This is a genomic window from Oceanimonas sp. CAM02 (genome assembly GCF_032842915.1).
GTDB lineage: Bacteria > Pseudomonadota > Gammaproteobacteria > Enterobacterales > Aeromonadaceae > Oceanimonas > Oceanimonas smirnovii.
On the sequence record NZ_JAWJBK010000021.1, the window covers coordinates 90649 to 112787 of the forward strand.

The 22139-nt window shown below is 59.1% G+C and carries 20 protein-coding genes; 14 read left to right on the forward strand and 6 right to left on the reverse strand.

Going from position 1 to position 22139, the window contains the following annotated elements; genetic code table 11:
- Nucleotides 1-46: 46 nt before the first annotated feature.
- Nucleotides 47-1033: an outer membrane protein assembly factor BamC gene (gene bamC / locus R0I78_RS06375; protein WP_317074715.1), complete on the reverse strand. Its 987-nt coding sequence runs from the start codon at nucleotides 1031-1033 to the stop codon at nucleotides 47-49.
- Nucleotides 1034-1157: 124 nt separating this feature from the next.
- Between bamC and R0I78_RS06380 the strand changes: the two genes are divergently transcribed.
- Together R0I78_RS06380 and bcp are read left to right on the forward strand one after the other, a co-directional pair.
- A complete protein-coding gene (locus R0I78_RS06380) occupies nucleotides 1158-1706 on the forward strand; it encodes a glycine cleavage system protein R (protein ID WP_019934074.1) in 549 nt (182 codons plus the stop codon).
- Nucleotides 1703-2170: a thioredoxin-dependent thiol peroxidase gene (gene bcp, locus R0I78_RS06385; RefSeq protein WP_317074716.1), complete on the forward strand. Its 468-nt coding sequence runs from the start codon at nucleotides 1703-1705 to the stop codon at nucleotides 2168-2170. Before R0I78_RS06380 ends, bcp begins: the two co-directional genes overlap by 4 nt.
- A 95-nt stretch (nucleotides 2171-2265) precedes the next feature.
- On the opposite strand, the gene R0I78_RS06390 is transcribed toward bcp, so the two are convergent.
- Together R0I78_RS06390 and R0I78_RS06395 are read right to left on the reverse strand one after the other, a co-directional pair.
- Entirely contained in the window at nucleotides 2266-2691 is a 426-nt protein-coding gene (locus tag R0I78_RS06390; RefSeq protein ID WP_317074717.1) for a DUF6691 family protein, read from the reverse strand.
- Nucleotides 2692-2693: 2 nt separating this feature from the next.
- Complete coding sequence (locus R0I78_RS06395) at nucleotides 2694-3113, reverse strand: YeeE/YedE family protein (RefSeq protein WP_317074718.1); 420 nt, start codon at nucleotides 3111-3113, stop codon at nucleotides 2694-2696.
- 167 nt (nucleotides 3114-3280) lie between these two features.
- Between R0I78_RS06395 and R0I78_RS06400 the strand changes: the two genes are divergently transcribed.
- On the forward strand, nucleotides 3281-6229 hold the full coding sequence (locus R0I78_RS06400) for a putative bifunctional diguanylate cyclase/phosphodiesterase (RefSeq protein ID WP_317074719.1): 2949 nt from the start codon (nucleotides 3281-3283) through the stop codon (nucleotides 6227-6229).
- Nucleotides 6230-6279: 50 nt separating this feature from the next.
- Here the strand turns inward: R0I78_RS06400 and tkt are convergent, their stop codons facing one another.
- Nucleotides 6280-8277, reverse strand: coding sequence for a transketolase (gene tkt, locus R0I78_RS06405; RefSeq protein ID WP_317074720.1), 1998 nt, complete (start codon nucleotides 8275-8277; stop codon nucleotides 6280-6282).
- A 224-nt stretch (nucleotides 8278-8501) separates the two neighbouring features.
- Here tkt and metK point away from each other — a divergent pair, with 224 nt between their 5' ends.
- From metK to ruvX, 8 genes are all read left to right on the forward strand, one after another.
- Entirely contained in the window at nucleotides 8502-9659 is a 1158-nt protein-coding gene (gene metK / locus R0I78_RS06410; protein WP_317074721.1) for a methionine adenosyltransferase, read from the forward strand.
- A gap of 380 nt (nucleotides 9660-10039) precedes the next feature.
- Nucleotides 10040-10576 carry a SprT family zinc-dependent metalloprotease gene (locus R0I78_RS06415; protein ID WP_317074722.1) on the forward strand — a complete coding sequence of 179 codons (537 nt, stop codon included), beginning with the start codon at nucleotides 10040-10042 and terminating at the stop codon, nucleotides 10574-10576.
- Nucleotides 10569-11039, forward strand: coding sequence for a peroxiredoxin (locus R0I78_RS06420; RefSeq protein ID WP_317074723.1), 471 nt, complete (start codon nucleotides 10569-10571; stop codon nucleotides 11037-11039). The genes R0I78_RS06415 and R0I78_RS06420 overlap by 8 nt, the downstream gene beginning before the upstream one ends.
- 67 nt (nucleotides 11040-11106) lie before the next feature.
- Complete coding sequence (locus R0I78_RS06425) at nucleotides 11107-11814, forward strand: endonuclease (RefSeq protein ID WP_317074724.1); 708 nt, start codon at nucleotides 11107-11109, stop codon at nucleotides 11812-11814.
- The gene (rsmE, locus tag R0I78_RS06430) at nucleotides 11792-12523 is read left to right on the forward strand and encodes a 16S rRNA (uracil(1498)-N(3))-methyltransferase (RefSeq protein WP_317074725.1); all 732 of its coding nucleotides are present in this window, start codon (nucleotides 11792-11794) and stop codon (nucleotides 12521-12523) included. The genes R0I78_RS06425 and rsmE overlap by 23 nt, the downstream gene beginning before the upstream one ends.
- Nucleotides 12520-13467, forward strand: coding sequence for a glutathione synthase (gshB, locus tag R0I78_RS06435; protein WP_317074726.1), 948 nt, complete (start codon nucleotides 12520-12522; stop codon nucleotides 13465-13467). Before rsmE ends, gshB begins: the two co-directional genes overlap by 4 nt.
- Before the next feature lie 60 nt (nucleotides 13468-13527).
- On the forward strand, nucleotides 13528-14082 hold the full coding sequence (locus R0I78_RS06440; protein ID WP_317074727.1) for a YqgE/AlgH family protein: 555 nt from the start codon (nucleotides 13528-13530) through the stop codon (nucleotides 14080-14082).
- Nucleotides 14079-14495 carry a Holliday junction resolvase RuvX gene (gene ruvX / locus R0I78_RS06445; protein ID WP_317074728.1) on the forward strand — a complete coding sequence of 139 codons (417 nt, stop codon included), beginning with the start codon at nucleotides 14079-14081 and terminating at the stop codon, nucleotides 14493-14495. Before R0I78_RS06440 ends, ruvX begins: the two co-directional genes overlap by 4 nt.
- Nucleotides 14496-14678: 183 nt before the next feature.
- On the opposite strand, the gene R0I78_RS06450 is transcribed toward ruvX, so the two are convergent.
- Together R0I78_RS06450 and R0I78_RS06455 are read right to left on the reverse strand one after the other, a co-directional pair.
- A complete protein-coding gene (locus R0I78_RS06450) occupies nucleotides 14679-15269 on the reverse strand; it encodes a response regulator transcription factor (RefSeq protein ID WP_317074729.1) in 591 nt (196 codons plus the stop codon).
- Entirely contained in the window at nucleotides 15269-16966 is a 1698-nt protein-coding gene (locus tag R0I78_RS06455) for a PhnD/SsuA/transferrin family substrate-binding protein (protein WP_317074730.1), read from the reverse strand. Before R0I78_RS06455 ends, R0I78_RS06450 begins: the two co-directional genes overlap by 1 nt.
- A gap of 138 nt (nucleotides 16967-17104) precedes the next feature.
- Between R0I78_RS06455 and dsrO the strand changes: the two genes are divergently transcribed.
- Genes dsrO through R0I78_RS06470 form a run of 3 tightly spaced genes read left to right on the forward strand, consistent with a single transcriptional unit; the run spans nucleotide 17105 to nucleotide 21954 of the window.
- A complete protein-coding gene (dsrO, locus tag R0I78_RS06460; RefSeq protein ID WP_317074731.1) occupies nucleotides 17105-17821 on the forward strand; it encodes a sulfate reduction electron transfer complex DsrMKJOP subunit DsrO in 717 nt (238 codons plus the stop codon).
- Nucleotides 17822-17837: 16 nt separating this feature from the next.
- Nucleotides 17838-18893, forward strand: a complete 1056-nt coding sequence (nrfD, locus tag R0I78_RS06465; protein WP_317074732.1) for an NrfD/PsrC family molybdoenzyme membrane anchor subunit — start codon at nucleotides 17838-17840, stop codon at nucleotides 18891-18893.
- Nucleotides 18886-21954, forward strand: a complete 3069-nt coding sequence (locus R0I78_RS06470) for a molybdopterin dinucleotide binding domain-containing protein (RefSeq protein ID WP_317074733.1) — start codon at nucleotides 18886-18888, stop codon at nucleotides 21952-21954. Before nrfD ends, R0I78_RS06470 begins: the two co-directional genes overlap by 8 nt.
- Nucleotides 21955-22139 lie beyond the last annotated feature (185 nt).

Genomic DNA, 22139 nt, shown 5'->3' on the forward strand with positions numbered 1-22139 from the left:
CACCACTTACAGCTGACAGCTTACGGCTGACAGCTCCCCGAAGGGGTTATCGTGCCAGATCCGCCCGTTCAAAGGCGGGCATCAGCGTGGCAGCCAGCTCGCTCAGCACCTCGGCAGCGACCGGCTCGCGATCTTTGTTACTCAGGCTCAGGCTGGTGCGGTTACCCAGATCCCCCAGCTGAATGCGGTATTCCTGTTCAGGAATATTCAGGGCCGGCAGGTTAAGATCCTGCCAGTCTCCCTTGCTCAGACCGTCAAACTCCACATCCACATAACCCAGCGCCTGCTGGCGGTTACTGATATCAAAACCCAGCTTGGGCAGCAGTACTATCAGTCGCTTCCAGGTACGGTCGTAGCTCTGCACCGACACCAGGCGCTGCTGCTCACTGTCCAGAGTCAGGCTGATGGGGCTTTGATCCAGCAGCTCCTGCTGGCGGCTCAATGACTGCTGATAAGACAGCGAGAAGGCATTGAGCATGGAGGCCTCGGCACGCTGACGGTCTTGTAACAACGCATCGGCACCCTCGGTGGCCTGCACCTGCACGGCCACGGCCCGGCGCACCGGATCCGGCATCAGCTGCCAGCTGAATTGCTGCTCGGGTGCACCTATCACCTTACCACTGCTGGTAAAGCCATTGTTCACGCGGCTGTGTTTAGCATCGGTGGCATCAAAAAAGTCGGCCAGCGCCTGACTGAGCTGCTGCTCCAGCGGCTGATCCAGCTGCTGCTGATAAAACCAGAGGCCTGTGCCGTCTGCCATGATTTCAGAGCCTCTCACCAGCGGCAGCACCTGAGTGGGGGGACGTATATCCAGGCTCTTGCCGGTGGCGCCGGAGGTGCCGTTTTCGGGAATCACATATTCGGTATTGAAGCGTGGCGCTTCCAGCCCCTGAGGAATCATTAACGGAGCACTGCGTAAGGTCTCGCTTTCATAATCAAAGTCACGGTTAGCCTGGCTGCGGGTTTCCGGGTTACTGCAGCCGGCCAGCACGGTTACGGCCAGCAGGCTTATCATCATTGTTGGTGCTTTCACGCTTGATCCATGCCCTTAAGTTTACTTGGTTCGGCCCTACCCTAATACAAGACGGGCACTGGAGCCAACCGGCTTTTATGCTAACATGCCGAATCTTACCATTCTCATGATTCCCGGACAGCCGATGACCCATCATCTTGTGGTGACCGCCATAGGCGAAAACAGAGCAGGCATTGTTAATGAAGTGGCCCGCCATGTTTCCGATTGTGGCTGTAATATCGTAGACAGCCGGCTGGGTATCTTCGGCAATGAGTTTACCTTTATTCTGCTGCTGTCGGGCAGCTGGAATGAGATCACCCGGCTAGAAACCACATTGCCGCTGTTTGGGCAGAGCCAGCAGCTGATCACCATGATGAAACGTACTCAGGTGCTGAGCCAGCCCAGTTATGTACTGAGCGCCGATGCTGAAATCATGCTGGCCGATCGTCCGGGCATAGTGAATCGCTGTACTCAGTTTTTCAGTGATATCGGCTGGGATATTCAGGCCATGCAGAACCGAACACTTACCGGAGAGCTAAGCGGCCTGTTTCAGGCCCATTTTCAGCTCAATCTGCCAGAGCAGCTGAATGATGAACAGGCCACCACGACTTTCAACTCGCTGTGCACAGAGCTGGAATGCAAGCAGCACAGTTTTCGTTTAAAACGCAAACCAACCACAGGAAGCAGCAAATGACTTATCTGCAGGAAGGCTCGCAGGCACCGGCCTTTACCCTTTGTGATCAAAACGGCCAGAACGTAAGCCTGAGCGATTTCAGTGGCAAGAAAGTTCTGGTGTATTTTTATCCTAAAGCCATGACGCCGGGCTGCAAGGTGCAGGCTTGCGGCCTGCGCGACAGCCGTGCCGAGCTTGAGAAGCTGGGCGTGGTGGTACTGGGCATCAGCCCCGATCCGGTGGCCCGGCTGAAGAAGTTTGAAGAAAAGGACGAGCTTAACTTTACTCTGCTGTCTGATGAAGATCACGCCGTGGCCGACGCCTTTGGCGTCTGGGGGCCCAAGAAGTTTATGGGCAAGGAATATGATGGTATTCACCGCATCAGCTTTTTAATTGATGAAACCGGCACCGTGGCCAGGGTGTTCAACAAGTTCAAAACCAAGGATCACCACGAGGTGGTACTGGAGCACCTGAAACACCTGTAGGCCGCGCTTTACGCGCGGCAACGGCATCACATTCAACACCGCTGCCGGAAATAAATTCCGGCCTACAAAACCAAGCTCGGCAAATGAATCGTCGGTTAACCCCTTGCCGAAGGTTGCAGCCGGCCAACAATAAAGAAGCCGGCAATCATGGCAGCAACAAACAGGCCAGCTTGCCATTGCAGGCTGCCGAGCATGCCCATGGCAGGCCCCGGGCAAATGCCGGCCACTCCCCAGCCAATGCCAAACAAGAGTGCGCCCAGCACCAGTTTGAAATCAAAACGCGCCGCCGGCACTTTGGGCAGTGGCTCGCCCAGCACACACTCAGTGCGGCCCTGCTTTCGCCACCACCAGTAGCCGGGCGCAAATACCGCCAGGGCTCCGCCCATCACCAGTGCCAGGCTGGGATCCCACTGGCCGAACACATTCAGAAAGCCCAGCACCTTGTCCGGGTTCATCATGCCCGATAACAACAAACCCGCACCAAACAGCGCGCCCGACAGCAATGCAACCAGATGCAACATATTTATCCTCCCAGACCAAGCAGGGTCACGGTAGCAATGCCCGCGGCCATAAATACCAGAGTGGCAACCACAGAGCGGGGTGATAACCGGCCCATGCCACAAATGCCATGGCCACTGGTGCAGCCATTCCCCAGACGAGTGCCAATGCCCACCAGCAAGCCCGCCAGCAGCAGTCGCCAGGGAGAATATTCCTGCAGTGAGTAGGCCTCGGCCAAATCAACACCAAATACCAGCAAAGGCGCTGCAATCAGGCCGGCTACAAAGGCCAGCCGCCAGCCTTTATCGGGCTGTGATCCAATGCCGGCCACGATGCCACTGATGCCGGCAATGCGTCCGCCCACCAGCAGCAATATCAGCGCTGCCGCACCGATTAACAAACCACCCGCCAAGGCACTGAAGGGCGTAAAATTGACAATGGTCATGACACTTTCCCGATGTTCAACATAAGCCCGATAATACAAGAACCCGTTAAATTAGCAAAGCCTTATTTAATATAAGAAAGTGCTGTTTGAGTAATGCTTTACAATTATTTCAATCGGTTACACCATAAAGGCTTCTCGCCGGCTTTTTCGTACAAGGACGCAATACCATGCCATTGCCTGCGTTACCTCAGGCCCAGCACGACTCGTGCTTTTTCAGGCTGGACGCTCGCTGTCAGCTCTATCCGCTTTCTCCTCTTCCGGCCGGATTGCGCTGGCATTCTGCGGCTTCGCTGGCAGAGCAGCTGAACCAGCAGGATGCCAGACGGCTGCAGCACATACTGACTCAGAGACAGGCAAGCCGGCTCACGCTCACCGTGTCAGGGCAACGCTGGCTGTGTCATCTGGCACCCGTTGATACCGAACACTGGCTGCTCAGTGTCAGCATGACTCAGGCAGAACAAGCAGACCGGTTGGGCGTGCTGGAGTGGCAGCTGCAGCATCAGTGGCGCACCACTCAGGATGGAGCCATAGAGCAACTGCCCGAGCTGCTGGAACTGCTTACCGGCGAGCTGCAGCCTGACCGCATTATTTTATGGCGTCATTACGAAGCAGAAGAGCTGCTGCGCCCGCTCTACAGCCAGGGCCTGCCCTTTGCTCTGCAGCCGGTGCGGGCCGATCGCCGTTACTGGCGCACCCTGCACCAGCGCGGCGGCCTCAGTTTCAGCAACTGCGCCGAACAGCCACTGCTGGGCGCTTTTGATTATCTGGCCACCGACGGCATTCGCCACCGGCTGGATGTGCCCCTGCCCTTTCAGTCTGGTCCCGGCGGCCTGCTCAGCCTGGAGTTCACTCAGCCCCATGCCGGTATTCCCGCCGCCACCATGCAGTTTGTAGCGGCTCTTGCCGGACGCATTGCCGCCGTGCTGGAACAAAGCCTCGCCCTGCCTGCCTCAGCCGCCTGTGCCGATGACATCATGACCCGGCTGATGCCGCTGCTGTGCCAATATACGGGTCAGGACTTTTTCAACCAGCTGATGCTGCAGCTGGCCAGCCTGACCGGTGCCGGCATGGTGCTGGCCGGCTTGCAGCACCCTGCCGCCGAGCGGGTGCATGCCATTGCCTGTTATCGCCAGAAGCAACTGCAGCCGGCCTTTCATTACAAACTTGAGGGCACTCCCTGCGCCTTCAGCCGCCGGGGCGGCGATGATATCTGCATTTATACCAAAGACGTGGCGCAGCGCTTTCCCGAAGACAAAATGCTTGCCGAGCTGGGGCTGGAGGCTTATGCCGGCCTGTCGGTCAGCGATCAGCATACTCAGCCTCTGGGCATTCTGGTGCTGTTGTTTGAGCAGCCCCTGCAGGATCAAGACTGGCTGAATGCCCTGCTCACCCGGCTCAAACCCCGTATTACCGCCGAGTTTCGCCACCGCAGGGATCAGGAAAACCTGATGGTGGCTGCGGCTGCTTTTGAAACCCGGGAAGGCATTTTTATTGCCAGTGCCAATATGCTGGTACAACAGGCCAATCAGGCGTTTGGCCGTATGTGCGGCACCGAGCCGGAAAGCCTGGTAGGCACTCCTGTGCTGTCGTTGCGTCACAACACTCCGGGCATGACCGATACCAGCATCATTATGGAGACACTGCGCAGCCAGGGCTGGTGGCAGGGTGAGCAATGTCTGGCACGTACCGACGGCCACTCATTGCCGGTTATTCTGCGCATTTGCCAAATGCAGGACGGCCTCGGCATTACCCATTATGTCTGTCACATTGATGATATTTCCGAGCAAAAAGCCAACCGCGACCGCATTGAAAAAATGGCCTATTTCGATGAACTGACCGGCCTGCATAACCGGCGCTTTATGGTTGAGCACATCAGCCATACCGTGGCACTGGCCGAGCACGAGTCCAGCCGAGGTGCCCTACTACTGCTGGATATTGATGATTTCAAGAACATCAATGACTCACTCGGCTACCTGATTGGCGATCAGTTGTTGCTCAGGGTGGCCGAGCGACTACAAGGCTTCAGTGAAAAATATGACGATGTCAGCCTGGCGCGCATGGCCAGCGACGAGTTTGTGCTGTTGCTGCCCCGGCTGGGCCATGGCTTTTCTGCCACCAAAACCCGGGCCGAGCAGCTGGCCAATGCCCTGCAGGAGCTGTTTGCCATTCCCTTTGAGCTGAACGGGCTGCGCCTGCATGTCAGCATCAGTGCCGGTATCAGTCTGTTTCCGGCCACCGGTGTAGGGCTGGAGGAATATCTGCGCCAGGCCGACACTGCCACTCACATGGCCAAACGCATTGCCAAGGGCAGCCATGTGTTTTTCAGTCCGGAAATGGCAGAAGAGGTACAGGAGCGGCTGCGGCTGACCAACGATCTGCAGCAGGCGCTAGTCAATAACGAGCTGGTGCTGCACTTTCAGCCTCAGGTGCAACTGACGGATCAGGCTGTGGTGGGGGCCGAAGCCCTGCTGCGCTGGCAACCGCCGGGCAAGCCGCTGGTGCCACCAGGGCACTTTATTCCGGTGGCAGAAGAAACCTCACTGATTTGCGATATTGGCAACTGGGTATTGCAACAGGCCTGTGAGCGGCTGCAGCACTGGCATGAACGCAAGCAGGGCCCGGAGCATCTGTCGGTAAATATCAGTGCCCGGCATTTTCACAGCCCGGATTTTGTCGCCCGGCTGGAAGGCCTGCTGCAGCAATATCCGGCCTGTCGTAACAGACTCACCCTGGAAGTCACTGAAGGAGTGATACTGGAAAGCCTGAGCGAAAGCCGTACTCGTATGATAAGGCTGAAACAGCTGGGGCTGAATTTATCCATTGACGACTTTGGTACCGGTTACTCTTCGTTTGCCTACCTCAAAGAGCTGCCGGTGGACGAGCTGAAACTGGACAGATCCTTTATTCGCAATGTAGACAGCAGCCAGCGAGACAGGGCCATTATTACCTGCATTCTGGAGCTGGCTCGCGAGCTGGACATGACAGTGGTGGCAGAAGGGGTAGAAACCGAATCCCAGCACAACCAGCTGCTGGCCATGAATTGTCCGTCCTGTCAGGGCTTTTTGCTGGCCTGCCCCATGGAAGAAGCAGACATGATGCACTGGCTGGCGCAATAACGAGCATAAAAAAACCGGCTCTCGCCGGTTTTTTTATTTATTGTCAGTGCTTAACCCAACAGGGTCTCGGCCTTCTCCACCACGTTTTCCACGGTGAAGCCAAACAGCTTGAACAGCTCACCGGCCGGGGCCGACTCACCAAAGCTGGTCATGCCGATAATGTCACCGCCAAAGCCCACATACTTGAACCAGAAGTCGCGAATGCCGGCTTCCACCGCCACCCGTTTGGTGACGGCGGCGGGCAGCACGCTTTCGCGGTATTCGGCACTTTGGGCGTCAAACACGTCGGTAGACGGCATGGACACCACGCGCACGGCGCGGCCCTTGGCAGTCAGCTGCTCGGCAGCGGACATGGCCAGCTCTACTTCAGAGCCGGTAGCAATCAGGATCAGTTCCGGCGTGCCGGCGCAGTCGCGCAGCACATAGCCACCTTTGGCCACGTCGGCCAGCTGGGCATCGGTACGCTCCATCTGACCCAGGCCCTGACGGGAGAAAATCAGCGAGGTAGGGCCATCTTTACGCTCGATGGCGTGTTTCCAGGCCACGGCAGACTCCACCTGGTCACAAGGACGCCAGGTGCTCATGTTGGGAGTCAGACGCAGAGAAGCAATTTGCTCTACCGGCTGGTGAGTGGGGCCGTCTTCACCCAGACCGATGGAGTCGTGGGTATATACAAAGATGGAGCGCTGCTTCATCAGGGCGGCCATGCGCACCGCGTTACGGGCGTATTCCACAAACATCAGGAAAGTACCGCCGTAGGGCACAAAACCGCCATGCAGTGCAATGCCGTTCATAATGGCGCTCATGCCGAACTCACGCACACCGTAGTGCAGGTAGTTACCGGAAGCGTCTTCGGCGCTGATGGCCCTGGAACCCTTGTGCATGGTCAGGTTGCTGGGTGCCAGATCGGCGCTGCCGCCCAGCAGTTCAGGCAAAATGGCACCAAAGGCGTCAAGGGCGTTCTGGGACGCTTTACGGGTGGCGATCTTGGCCGGTGCAGCCTGCAGACCCTTGATAAAGTCAGCGCTCTGCTGGGCCCAGTCGGCGGGCAGCTCGCCGTTCAGACGGCGCTTGAGCTCGGCGGCAAGCTCCGGGAACTCGGAAGCGTAGGCATCAAATTTAGCATTCCAGCCTGCTTCCAGCTCGGCACCTTTGGCCTTGGCATCCCACTCGCCATATACCTCGGCAGGGATTTCAAAGGGAGCATGGGTCCAGCCCAGCTGCTTGCGGGTGGCGGCGATTTCATCTTCACCCAGGGGAGCACCGTGGCAGTCGTGGCTGCCGCCCTTGTTGGGAGAACCAAAGCCGATCACGGTTTTGCAGCAGATCAGGGTCGGACGGGAAGTATCAGCACGGCCGGCCTCAATGGCGGCAGCCACGGCGGCGCTGTCATGGCCGTCTACGGCAGGAATGACCTGCCAGCCGTAGGCTTCAAAGCGTTTGGGAGTATCGTCGCTGAACCAGCCGTCCACGTCACCGTCAATGGAGATGCCGTTGTCATCCCAGAAGGCAATCAGTTTGCCCAATCCCAGGGTACCGGCCAGAGAGCAGGCTTCGTGAGAAATGCCTTCCATCAGGCAGCCGTCGCCCAGGAAGGTGTAGGTGAAGTGATCCACTACGTCATGGCCGGGCTTGTTGAACTGAGCCGCCAGTGCTTTTTCAGCAATCGCCATGCCCACGGCATTGGTAATACCCTGACCCAGCGGACCGGTTGTGGTTTCCACGCCCGGCGCATAACCATACTCGGGGTGACCCGGAGTCTTGGAGTGCAGCTGACGGAACTGCTTGAGATCGTCGATGGACAGCTCGTAGCCGGACAGGTGCAGCAGAGAATACAGCAGCATGGAGCCGTGGCCGTTGGACAGAATAAAGCGGTCGCGGTCAGCCCAGCTGGGGTTGGCCGGGTTGTGTTTCAGATAATCACGCCACAACACTTCGGCGATATCCGCCATGCCCATGGGAGCACCAGGGTGACCGGAATTGGCTTTTTGTACGGCATCCATACTGAGTGCGCGCACGGCATTGGCCAGCACTTGACGAGAAGGCATCGACATCTCCTGAGAAGTTCTTTATTGGAAGGATGAATAAAACGGCGGCCATTGTCCCAAAGACGGGGAAAGGGCGCAAATTATTCTCCCGCCACCGACAGCCGGCACATTTTTCTGGCAATCATGCCCTCGCCTATCTAGAATAGCCGTCCAGATGTTAATACCGCCATTTGTGCGGCTATTGGCAGCACCCAATTCATTATATTTTCAGGAAGCGAAGTAACATGGCCAGACTGTTTACCTCCGAGTCCGTGTCCGAAGGTCATCCCGACAAGATTGCCGACCAGATCTCCGATGCGGTCCTCGACGCCATCATCAAGCAGGATCCCAAAGCCCGCGTGGCCTGCGAAACGTTTGTCAAAACCGGCATGGTGATTGTGGGTGGTGAAATCTCCACCAGCGCCTGGGTTGATATTGAAGAGCTGGTGCGCCGCACCGTGCGCGATATTGGCTACACCAGCTCGGAAATGGGCTTTGACGGCGAAAGCTGTGCCGTGCTCAACGCCATTGGCAAACAATCTCCCGACATCGCCATGGGCGTGGATCGGGAAGACAAGGACCCCTACGCTCAGGGTGCCGGCGACCAGGGCCTGATGTTTGGCTACGCTTCCAACGAAACCGATGTGCTGATGCCCGCCCCGGTCACCTACGCTCACCGTCTGGTTAAGCGCCAGGCACATGTGCGCAAGGCCAAGGAGCTGCCCTGGCTGCGCCCTGACGCCAAGTCTCAGGTCACCTTTATCTATGACGACGGCAAGCCCGTAGGCATAGACACAGTGGTGCTGTCTACCCAGCACAGCCCGGACATTGATCAGGCCACCCTGCGCGAAGCCGTGATGGAGCTGATTATCAAGCCGGTGCTGCCCGCCGAGTGGCTGAGCAAGGACACCAAGTATCACATCAACCCCACCGGCCAGTTCATTATCGGCGGCCCCATGGGTGACTGTGGTCTGACCGGTCGCAAGATCATCGTGGACACCTACGGCGGCATGGCCCGTCACGGTGGCGGAGCCTTCTCCGGCAAGGATCCGTCCAAGGTAGACCGTTCTGCCGCCTACGCTGCCCGCTATGTGGCCAAAAACATCGTCGCTGCCGGCCTGGCCGACCGCTGTGAAATTCAGGTGTCTTACGCCATCGGCGTGGCCGAGCCTACCTCCATCAGCGTGGAAACCTTCGGCACCGGCAAGGTATCGGAAGAGGTGCTGGACGCGCTGGTGCGCGAACACTTCGACCTGCGCCCCTACGGTCTGATTCAGATGCTGGACCTGAACCGTCCCATCTACCAGGCCACCGCCGCCTACGGTCACTTCGGCCGGGACGAGTTCCCCTGGGAAGCCACCGACAAGGCCGCCCTGCTGCGCGACGCCGCCGGCCTGAAGTAAGCATCAAGGGGAAGCATTCGCTTCCCCTTTTTTATTCGCTTGCAGAGCCATGCACCATCGTCGGTCAAAGCGCACTGCTTCGCCGGCACGCCGTGAATACCTCCATGTAGGCTCCGTTGCGCCATCCATGGCGCAAAGGGCACGGCGAAGCAGACACCCTTTGCCCTCCTATCTTCACTCGGAGCTAACTGACTGTAAACAGACAGCGCCGATGTTGCACGAAGCAGCAGTGGGGATTGCCGTAGCCGACCATAAAATGCCATGGATGGCATTTTCGAGCGTTACATGGAGGTACTTGAAGCGTGTCGGCGGAGCGCAACCTCGCTGATGTTTCGCAGTGCGATCCCTTTTGGCAACGTGTGTAAGCTCGGAGCCAATTTATGGCTTACTGTTATACAAATATGAAACTCGACGATTCTCTTTTTCAGCAAGTTCAAGACAAAGTCACCGAGTGCCTGACCCTGGCCGCCCGCCACACCGGCCGGGAATTTGATCCGCCACAGGTGAGATTCAATCAGCGCGGCCGTATTGCCGGATCCGCCTGGCTGGAGCGCTGGGAGCTGCGTTTTAATCCGGTATTACTGGCCGACAACGCCGAGGCGTTTCTCGCGGAAATCGTGCCCCACGAGGTGGCTCACCTGGTGGCCTTTGCCCTGCACGGCAAGGTGAAGCCCCATGGCCGGGAATGGCAAGGCATCATGACCAACGTGTTTGGCCTGGAACCCCGCACCCGGCACAAGCTTAATACTGAAAAAGCTTCACCGGTTTTTACCTACCAATGCAGCTGCCGCATTCACAAGCTCAGTTTGCGCCGGCACAATAGTGTCAGACGCGGCCAAAAACGCTATCAGTGCATTCACTGCAACCAGCCGCTGGCCCCTGTGACATCAAAAGTAAAAGGAAAATCCCATGATTAAACCCGGCGATACCCTGCCCGATCACGACTTCACTTTCGTTACCGACAGCGGCAAAAGCACCACCAGTCTGCACGCTCTGCTGGCAAATAAAAAAGCGGTCATCTTTGCCGTGCCCGGGGCCTTCACCCCCACCTGCTCGCAGGCTCACTTACCGGGCTATGTTACTCTGGCAGATGAATTTCAGGCCAGAGGCGTGGCGCTGCTCTGCCTGTCGGTGAACGATGCCTTTGTGATGCGCGCCTGGCAACAAAGCCAGAACGCAGAAGCTATCACCATGCTGGCGGACGGCGACGGTGCCTTTACGCAAGCGCTGGGTCTTGCCAAAGACACCGGCGGCTTTGGCGGCCTGCGCGCCCAGCGCTTTGCCCTGCTGGCGGAGAACGGCGTAGTCACCCAAGTGTGCGTGGAAGCCCCCGGCAAGCTCGACGTCTCTTCCGCCGACGCCATGCTCAGGCTGGTTTAATCCCCTTTTCCCGGCCCCGCCGCCGGTGGTAAGCTTGCGCGCACAAACAACATAACAATACTGAGTCGTGCGCTATTTTATTCTGTTTCTGAGCCTGTGCTCCTCACTGGCTTATGGCGAAGCCTTGTCGTTTCGCCAGGCCAAAAAAGTGGCACCGGAAATATACAAGGATCACCCCACCACCTTTTACTGCGGGTGCAACATTCAAACACAAGGCAAAAAACTGGTGCCGGATCTGGCCAGCTGCGGCTATCAGGTACGTAAACAGGAGCGCCGGGCCAACCGCATTGAGTGGGAGCACGTGGTGCCCGCCTGGGAATTTGGCCATCAGCGTCAGTGCTGGCAGCAGGGCGGTCGCAAAAACTGCACCCGCAAGGATGAGCTGTTCAAGCAAATGGAAGGCGATCTGCATAATCTGGTGCCGGCCATCGGTGAAGTGAACGGTGATCGCTCCAACTACCGCTTTTCTGAATGGAACGGCAAGCCGGTGCAATATGGCCGCTGCCAAATGCTGGTAGACTTCAAGGGGCGCAAAGTACAACCGCCGCCCGGTGAAAGCCGCGGTGCCATTGCCCGCACCTATCTCTATATGCAGCAGCAATACCGGCTGAAAATTGCTTCGCAGCAGCTTAAGCTGTTTGAAGCCTGGAACCGGCAATATCCCGCCAGCAACTGGGAATGTGAACGGGATCACCGTATTAACCGGGTTCAGGGCAACCATAATCCCTTTGTTCAGGAGCAATGCAAACACTATGCGTATACCCCGAATCCATGAGCCGGGTGAGCTTGTCAGCGGACGAGAGCTGAGCCTGTCTGAAGACGGTGCCAACCATGTGGGCCGGGTACTGCGTATGCAGCCCGGCCAGGCACTGGTGCTGTTCAACGGGCAAGGTGGCCAGTATGCCGCCGAGATTATCGAGGCCGGTAAAAAAACCGTGCGAGTGCGCATTGGTGAGTTCAGCGCCGACGACGTGGAATCGCCGCTGCATTTTCATCTGGGTCAGGTGATCAGCCGCGGTGACAAAATGGAATTCACCATTCAGAAGTCAGTGGAGCTGGGCGTGAATGTGATCACGCCGCTGTTTTCCAGCCGCTGTGGTGTCAAACTGGGCGGCGAACGTCTTGAAAAGAAAATTCAGCAATGGCAAAAAATCGCCATTGCTGCCTGCGAACAGTGCGGCCGCAACCGCATTCCCGTCATACGCCCGGCCATGGCGCTGGAACACTGGCTGGCAGAAAATACTGATGAGCTCAAGCTCAACCTGCATCCGCGTGCCGAATACAGCGTCAACACCCTGCCCGCTCCCGAGCACGGTGTGCGCCTGCTGATTGGCCCAGAAGGCGGGCTGTCGGACGAAGAAATTGTCGCCGCCCGCGATCACCACTTTATTGATATACTCCTTGGCCCCCGGGTGCTGCGCACCGAAACTGCCGCACTCACTGCCATTACTGCCCTGCAATGCCGATTTGGAGATCTCGCATGACCATTAAACTGGGAATCGTGATGGACCCTATCCAGTCCATTACCATCAAAAAAGACACCAGCTTTGCCATGTTACTGGAGGCCCAGCGCCGGGGCTATGAACTCTGGTATATGGAAATGAGCGATCTCAGTCTGCGCGACGGCGAAGCCTATGGCCGTATGGCACCGCTTACCGTAAAAGAAGATGCCAGTCAGTGGTACACCCTGGAAGCGCCCACACTGGCCCCGCTGCACAGCCTGGATGTGATCCTGATGCGCAAGGATCCGCCCTTTGATACCGAGTTTATCTACGCCACCTATCTGCTGGAGCGGGCAGAAAGCGAAGGAACGCTTATCGTCAACAAGCCCCAGAGCCTGCGTGACGCCAATGAAAAGCTCTACACCGCCTGGTTTGCCGAGCACACGCCCAGCACCTTGGTCACCCGCAGTGCTGCCGACATTCGCGTCTTTCACGCCGAGCACAAAGACATCATCATGAAGCCCCTCGACGGCATGGGCGGTGCCTCCATCTTTCGCGTAAAACAAGACGATCCCAACCTGGGCGTGATCATTGAAACCCTCACCGAGCACGGCAGCCGCTATTGCATGGTGCAGACCTACCTGCCCGCCATTAAAGACGGCGACAAACGGGTACTGGTGGTGGATGGCGAGCCGGTGCCCTATTGCCTGGCGCGCATTCCGCAGGGCGGCGAGACCCGTGGCAACCTGGCCGCTGGCGGCCGGGGCGAAGCCCGCCCCTTAAGTGACAGCGACCGTCGCATTGCCGAGGCGCTGGGCCCGGTACTCAAGGCCAAAGGGCTTATCTTTGTGGGGCTTGATATTATCGGCGACAAGCTCACCGAGGTGAACGTCACCAGCCCCACCTGTGTACGGGAGATAGAGGCCGCTTATCCGGTCAACATTACCGGCATGCTGATGGACGCCATTGAAAAACGGCTATCCTGACAGTAACACTCACTGCGCCGAGGCAGGTAACCGCTTCGGCCTGAACCAAACAGAGAGATCATGGATTCACTGGAACACCATTTTCTGATTGCCATGCCCAGCCTCAGGGATCCTTTTTTTGCCGGCTCGGTCACTTATGTTTGCGAGCACAATGAAGAAGGTGCCATGGGGCTGGTGATAAATATTCCGGTTGATATGCAGCTGCACGAGTTGCTGCATCAGCTGGAGCTGACGCCCGAGGATATACCCGAACTGGATCAGCCTGTATTGCAGGGCGGTCCTGTGGCTGCTGACCGGGGCTTTGTGCTGCATACGCCGGTGGAAGGGTTTAATTCCAGTCAAATGCTGGCCGACGACCTGATGGTCACCACGTCACGGGATGTACTGGAAACCCTGGGCACCGACGATGCACCGGAGAAATATCTGGTGACCCTGGGGTATGCCGGCTGGACCCCGGGCCAGCTGGAGCAGGAGCTGGTAGAAAACAGCTGGCTGACGGTGCCCGCCGACAGCAGCCTGATTTTTGATACTCCCCTCGGCCAGCGCTGGCATCAGGCCATTGGCCGCCTCGGCATCGACTCGCGCCAGCTGTCTTCTCAGGTGGGCCACGCATGAGCCGGACTCTGCTGGGCTTTGACTATGGCCTGAAAAGCATCGGCGTGGCGGTGGGTCAGGAGCTGACCGCCAGCGCCCGTCCTTTGCTGGCACTGAAGGCCAGTGATGGTGTACCCAACTGGCAGCAGATTGAAAACCTGCTGAAGGAATGGCAACCGGCGCTGCTGGTGGTGGGGCTGCCGCTGAACATGGACGGCACCGAGCAGGACATCAGCCGGCGCGCGCGCAAGTTCGCCAACCGGCTGCACGGCCGCTTTGGCCTGCCGGTGGAATTACAGGACGAGCGCCTGACCACCACCGACGCCCGTGCCCGCCTGTTTGAAGCCGGCGGCTACAAGGCCCTGGGCAAAGACGCCGTGGATGCGGTCTCGGCCCAATTAATTCTGGAATCCTGGATGACAGGCAAGCCATAAGCTTTCAGCTGTAAGTAGCTGCCGCTTTAGCCGGCAGGGCCTGTGTAACAGGCCTTAAACACACAGGCGTCTGCAGATTTGGTTTGTAGGCCGAGCTTTATGCTCGGCAACCCAGATTTATTTGCCGCGTATAAAACGCGGCCTACCATTCCCTCATCCCTGGTCACTATTCTCTGCCCTCGCCTATTCCCGGCCTTGCGCCAGCTGCCAGCAGTAGAGCAGCTCGGCCATATTGGCCGCTTCCAGTTTGGTCATGGCGGCGGCTCTGTGCACTTCTACCGTGCGCACGGCCACGCACAGGCTTTCGGCGATGGCCTTGTTGGTGAGCCCCTGTGCCACCAGGCTCACCACCTCATGCTCCCGGGCCGACAATCGCGCCACGCGCTGCCGGGCTTCAGCCTCGGCACTCAGATCGGCGGCGCACTTGCAGGCCCGGGCCAGCACCTCCGCCAGACGGCGCGCATCCACCGGTTTTTCCAGAAAGTCCACCGCGCCCAGCTTCATGGCTTTCACCGCCTGAGGCACATCACCATGACCGGTAAGTAATACCACTGCCACCGGACTCCGGCGACGATTCAGCTCAGCCAGTACCTCCAGCCCATCCATCTCCGGCATGGCCAAATCCAGCAACAATACCGCCTCTGTATTGTCATCCAGCTCTTCCAGAAAGCATGCCGGCTCGGTCCAGCCCTGGCTGTCATGGCCCATGGCCTTTAACAGAAAACCGTTGGCAGCCAATACCTTGGGATCATCATCCAGCAAATAAATGCGCATTATTGCTCCTTTGGCAAAAACAGTTCGGCCCGAGTGCCCTGGGCCTGATTGGCCAGTATCAGTCTGCCGCCCAGCCGGCGAGCCAGCCGGTAACTCACCATCAGGCCAATGCCCATGCCATGAATACGACTGGCGGGCAAGGTATGACCCAGTGCATCAATGACCACAGAAGAAACACCGCCGGCGTTATCCTGCACCACAAACTGCCAGCCGTCTTCTTCAGCGCTGGCCTGCAGCCGCAGCCAACCGCCCTGTTGCCGACGCTCAAACGCATCCAGACTGTTACCCAGCAGGTTGGACAATATCTGCTCCACCGCCGGCTGAACGCTCAGCAGCTGTCCGGGCTCTGCGCTGATGTCAATGCGAACGCCGGCGGCACCGGCTCTGGGAGTAATACGCTCGGCCAGCTCCCGGCACAGTGCATCGGGCGCAAAGGCTTCCGGACCGGGCAACGGCTGACTGGCCCACTGACGAAAACGCCGAATGATATCGGCTCCGCGCTCGGTTTCTTCAACAATATGGTTAAATACCTCCCGGCTGTTTTGCTCGGCGGTCATCAGCTCCCCTGCCTGGGCATAAGCCTGAATGGCCGACAGCGGCTGATTCAGCTCATGGGCCAGCCCCGTGGCCATTTCTCCCAGCAAGGTGGCCTGACGGGCCCGGGCCAGCTCCTGCTCTCTGCTCTGAATAAGACGGTGCAGCCGGTCTCGCTCATCAGTGCGTTTGATCAGCAAGCGGGTTACCCGCACATGGTGCAGCGCAATCACCAGCAATATCAGCATCAGCCCCGCCAGCCATTGCCAGTAGCCCAGCAGCACATGGCGCAGCGTGTGCCAGGGCGGATCGCTGCTTTGCCCCAGCTGCCAGCCGCGCAGCAATTGTTCTACCTCGTCCAGCCGAATGGGGGCTCCCCACAGGGCCTGCTGGTTGTGCTGCAAACTCAGCAGTGTCTGCGTTATATCACGCAGCAGCTGCTCGTCGGTCACATTCACAGCAGCAAAGCTCCAGCCCGGATACAGCGGCGTGGAGCGCGCGCAGGGCGAGCTTGCCTGTAACATCAGGACGCGAAAATCATCGGTGTTCACCAATCCTTCCTGCGCCATTTGTTCCAGTGTGCAGGCCGGCACCATGGCCGCATCCAGGGCACCATCACGCAGCAAATATATAAGCGCATCTACTGGGTAGCCGCGAAACTGCAGGTTCAGAGCCGACAGCGCCACCCCCTGACGGCGCAGTTGCTCGGCCGCCAGCAAATAGCCCCCAAAGGCCTGCTCATGCACCGCCCCCACGCGCTGACCAGCCAATTGGTGCACGGAGCCGATATCACTGCCGGCGCGCACCAGCAGGGCAGACGCCACGCTTTCCCGGGCCGAGCCAAAGCGCGGATCCAGATAAGACGCCAGCCAGTTCAGCCCCTGGCTGCGGTTCAGCACATAGTGAGCCGGGTTGGTCACCACAAAATCAAGTGCTCCTTGTATCAGCTCATCATTCAGCTGCTGCTGGGTCAGAAACACGCCGGTAAAACGGTGCGCCGGCAGAGCCCGGTTCAGACTGTCAAGCACAGGCTGCCATTCTGCGGCCGCTCTGGCTTCACCCCGGTAGGCCAGAAAGCCGATACGATAATCGTCTGCCCTGAGCGGAAAACACAGCACAAGTCCGGCCAGCAACAGACTGACTCCCTGAAAAAAATGTCTCATTCGGGCCATTACCTGGTTTCGTATCAAATATAACTTGTCCTGGATCAAGACCATGCCGTTATTGTGGAAAACCACAATAGAGCCATTGCCCCCCTCAGCAAGACAATAGCCTTAATTCCTGATTCAAGGGAGTCTGTGATGGACGCCAGCAAACGACAGTTTCTTAAACAGTTAACCGGCCTCACCGCCGGTGCCAGCCTTATTCCTGTTACTCAGGTACAGGCCACACCGGCTGGCAATGGCAAACGCTATGGCATGGTCATTGACCTGCGCAAATGTATTGGCTGCCAGGCCTGTACCGTCAGTTGCAGTATGGAGAACCTGCCGCCGGTGGGCCAGTTTCGTACCACGGTACAGCAATACGAGGTGGAGATCGAAAACCGCGATACTCCCACTCAGGTGATGCTGCCCAGGCTCTGCAACCACTGCGCCAATCCGCCCTGCATTCCGGTGTGCCCTACTCAGGCTACTTATCAGCGCGACGACGGCATTGTAGTGGTAGACAACCAGCAGTGTGTGGGCTGCGCCTACTGTGTGCAGGCCTGCCCCTACGACGCCCGCTTTATTAACCACGATACCCAGACCGCCGACAAATGCACCTTTTGCGTGCACCGGCTGGAAGTGGGCCTGCTGCCCGCCTGTGTGGAGTCCTGTGTGGGCGGTGCCCGGGTGATTGGTGATCTGAACAACCCGCACAGTCAGGCCCGCCAGCTGATGGCCGGGCACGCAGACGATATCAAGGTGCTCAAGCCCGAGCAGGGCACCAGCCCACAGGTGTATTACATCGGCCTGGGTGACGAGTTTCTGGACCGCATCGACGGTCAGCCGGGGCTCTGGTCTCCGGCTCACGCCTGACCATAAGGGGCTCACCATGATTGAACTGTTAACCACCCATGCCGAAGCGCCCTGGCTGCCCTGGGCCGTGCAGTATTTCTTTTTTATCGGCATTGCCGCCAGTGCCGCCCTGCTGCTGCCACTGGCCATGAACGCCAACAGCGTCTGGCATCCCTGGCGCGACCGGCTGGCACTGGTGCTGGGCATCAGTGCGCTCACAGGGCCGGTGGCGCTGCTGGCAGACTTGCACCAGCCCGCCCGTTTCTGGCACTTTTACACGCAACTGACTCCCAGCTCCTGGATGTGGCTGGGCGCGCTGATTTTGCCGGTGTTTGTGACGCTCGCACTGGTAGTCACCGTCAGCCTGCTGCGCACGCATCTTGAGTTTAAACAGCCCTGGATCAACCGCTGGCTGAACCTGCCGCTCTGGCCACAAGGCCGGGTGCTGACCGCACTGGCCTGGCTATGTGCCATCTCGGCACTGGGCATTCTGCTCTACACCGGTATGGAGATCATGGTGGTGCGCTCCAGGACGCTGTGGCATACCGCCTGGCTGCCGGTGAACCTGCTGCTGACCGCGCTGCTGGCGCTCACCGGCCTGCTGATGCTGCTGGAGTGTCTGTTTCCGCGCGGGCAAGACGCTGCCCTGTTGCGCCGGGCCTTGGTCGCCGTGCTGGCCGCCCTCACCGTCACCGTATTGCTGTGGGCCCTCACCGGTCAGTGGCAAAACGGCGACTCCTGGCGAGAAGCACAGCGACTGTTTGCCAACTTCCCGTTCTGGCGGCATCTGATGCTGCTGTCGGTGGCCGGCGGCATACTGCTTTGGGGGCTTGCCGCCCTGCGCCTGAACCGTCCGCTGTCTGTTTTTGACCTGCTGCCCGCAAGTCTGGCCATGCTGTGTGCCTGGGGCTTTCGCTGGGTGGTGCTGATGAACGTGCAGACAGTACCCAAATACGGGGCCGGCCTGTATCACCTCGACCCTCAACTGCTTTCTTCCGCCGGCGTGATTGTGGCCGGCACTCTGGGCCTGTGGCTGGCGCTGGCCGGCGCAGTCTGGGCCCTGCTGGATAATTCAGGAGTCCGCCATGGATAAAAAACGACGCGCCCTGTTACAGGCGGGCATGATTGCCGGTGGCACCGGTGCCTTTGCCCTTGGCTATGCCACTCCGGTGAGCAAGGCGGTAAAGGGGCTGGTTAACGGCACCAGCGGTGTGCCCACCAACGACCGGATTGCCGGCAATGCCCTAGCCCCGGAATTTATGATCGACTCCGCCGGTGAGCTGGTGATGGCCGAGCATCAGGTGGTGAGCCCGGTGCAGTGCTTTGGCTGCTGGACCCAGTGCGGCCTGCGTGCCCGGGTCGATACCGCCAATAACCGCGTGCTGCGCATTGCCGGCAACCCCTATCATCCGTTGTCCAACCCCAGACCGCCGGCGCAGGAGACGCCGGTGCGTGAGGTGTATACCGGCCTTGCCGGAGAAGCCGGCCTCGAGCAGCGCTCCACCGCCTGCGCCCGGGGCGCGGCCCTGGCCGAGCAGCTGCAAAGCCCCTACCGGGTCACTCAAATACTCAAGCGGGCCGGCAAACGCGGCGAAGGCAAATGGCAGACCATTTCCTTTGAGCAGCTGCTGCAGGAAGTAACACAAGGCGGCGATCTCTTTGGTGAAGGCCATGTGGACGGCCTGAATGCCATTCGCGATCTCGACACCCCGGTAGATGGGGCCAACCCCGAGTTTGGCCCCAAGGCCAACCAGCTGCTGGTGACCAACGCCGGCGACGAAGGCCGGGACAGCTTTCTCAAGCGCTTTGCCTTTAACAGCTTTGGCACCCGCAACTTTGGCCACCACGGCGGCTACTGCGGCTTTGGTTTTCGTGCCGGCGCCGGGGCCGTGTTCAACGATCTGAAAAAGTTCGCCCACGGCAAGCCCGACTGGGATCACACCGACTTTGTACTGTGCATCGGCACCTCGCCGGCGCAGGCCGGCAACCCTTTTAAGCGTCAGGGCCGGCAGCTGGCCGCGGCCCGCAGCGACGGCGGCCTGGACTATGTGGTGGTGGCCCCCACCCTGCCCAACAGCATCAGCCGGCTGAATGACGGCCGGGGCCGCTGGGTGCCCATCAAGCCCGCCACCGACGATGCCCTGGCCCTGGCGCTGATGCGCTGGCTGATGGAAAACGACGGTATAAATATTGACTATCTGGCGCAGCCCGGTCCCGAAGCCCAGGCTAAAGCCGGTCAACCCAGCCACAGCAATGCCACCCATCTGGTGCTGCAGGCACCTCACCCACAGGCCGGCCGCTTTCTCACCGCCGCCGATCTGAACATGGGCGATGCCGAGACGCTGCTGGTGGTGAATGCCGACAACGGTGAACTGATGGCTCACTCCAGCGGTCGTCCTGCGGCCCTGTGGGTGGATCGGGAAGTGCACATCAACGGCGAGCCGGTGCGGGTAAAATCGGCGCTGCAGTGCCTGAAGGAATCCGCTTTTGCCCATTCCATTGAAGACTACAGTGCCCGCTGCGGCGTGCCGGTCAACATTATTGAAGGGCTGGGCCAGGAGCTGAAACGCCACGGCCCCAGGGCGGTAATTGATGCTCACGGCGGCATGATGAGCGGCAACGCTTTTTATACCGCCATGGCGGTGATGACCCTGAACACCCTGCTGGGTAATGTGAACGCCAAGGGCGGTCTGGCGCTGGGTGCCGGCGGGGTGGCGGCAGTGGAAAACGGCCCCCGCTATAATCTGGCCGAGTTTGACGGCATGATGGCCCCCAAAGGGCTGTTTTTGTCCCGCAACCGCTTTGCCTATGAAAACAGCAGCGAATATCAGCGCAAGCTGGCCGCCGGTGAAGCACCTTATCCGTCCAGAGCGCCCTGGTTTTCGTTTTCCTCGCCTTTGCTCACCGAACATCTGGCGGCGGCCTTTGCGGGCTACCCTTATAAGCTCAAGGCCTGGATCAGCCATATGACCAACCCGCTCTATGGCATCGGCGGCGGCCAGGCATTTTTGGGTGAAAAACTGAAAGACCCGAAAAACCTGCCGCTGTTTATTGCCGTGGACGGTTTTATTAACGAAACAACGGCGCTGGCAGATTACATAGTGCCCGACACCCTCACCTATGAGAGCTGGGGCTTTACCAAACCCTGGAGCGGTGTACCCCAGGCCGCCACCACGGCACGCTGGCCGGTGGTAACCCCGGCCACCCCGAAACTGGCCAACGGCGATGTTCTGGGGCTGGAAGCCTTTATTATTAATCTCGGCAAAACCATGGGGCTGCCGGGTTATGGTGACAATGCCATTCGCGACCACCAGGGCAAGCTGCACGGCCTGCATACCGGTGCGGATTTTTACCTGCGCGCCGCCGCCAACCTGGCCTTTGCCGGCACGCCGGTGCCCGATGCCAGTGCCGACGATCTGGTACTGACCAACGCCGCTCGGTTAATGCCACTGATAGACAATACCCTGGCACCGGAAGAGCGGCGCAAGGTGGGCTTTGTGTTCAGCCGGGGCGGCCGTTTTGCCCCCTTTGAGTCGGGCTGGCAGGGCGAGCTGATGAACAAGCGCACCAAAGACAGTTTGTGCATCTGGAACCCCACCATCGGCACCAGCATTCATTCCATGACCGGCGAACGGCTGTCGGGCTGTGCCGCCCTGTATGAGCCGCGCTTTGCCGACGGCAGCCCCATGCGGGAACACTATTCCGAAGCCGAGTGGCCGCTGCTGGTGACCTCTTACAAATCGCACCTGATGAGCTCTTCCAGTATAGGGGCCGAGCGGCTGCGCATGATCCACCCGGAAAACCCCATCAGCATTCATCGCAAGGATGCCGAGCGCGCCGGCATTGTGCACGGTCAGGGGGTGCGGGTGAGCACGCCGGGGGGCAGTGTGGAAGGCATTGCGCTGGTGCGCGACGGCATTATGGAAGGGGCCATCGCCATTGAGCACGGCTATGGCCACACCGAGCTGGGTGCCCGGGCCCATGTGATTGACGGCGAGGCCACGCCGGTTAATCCACGGCTGGGTGCCGGCGTGAACCAGAACGCCCTAGGGCTGATGGATCCCACCCGCAAGGAAGTGGCCAACGTCTGGCTCGACTGGACTAGCGGTGCCGCCGTGCGCCAGGGCCTGCCGGCGAAAATAGAAGCGATTTAAACCAGGCGGGAACCGGAAGCCGTGCGTAACGAAGCATCAGTGGGGTTGCACTACCCCGACACGCTTCGGTGAATGCCACTCACCAGTAAAGCCTGCTGCGAACATTCACTGGATGTTCGGTCAGACTTTACTGGTTCGTCACGGCGAGCAAGCTCGCCCCATGTACGCTCGAAAATGCATCTGAC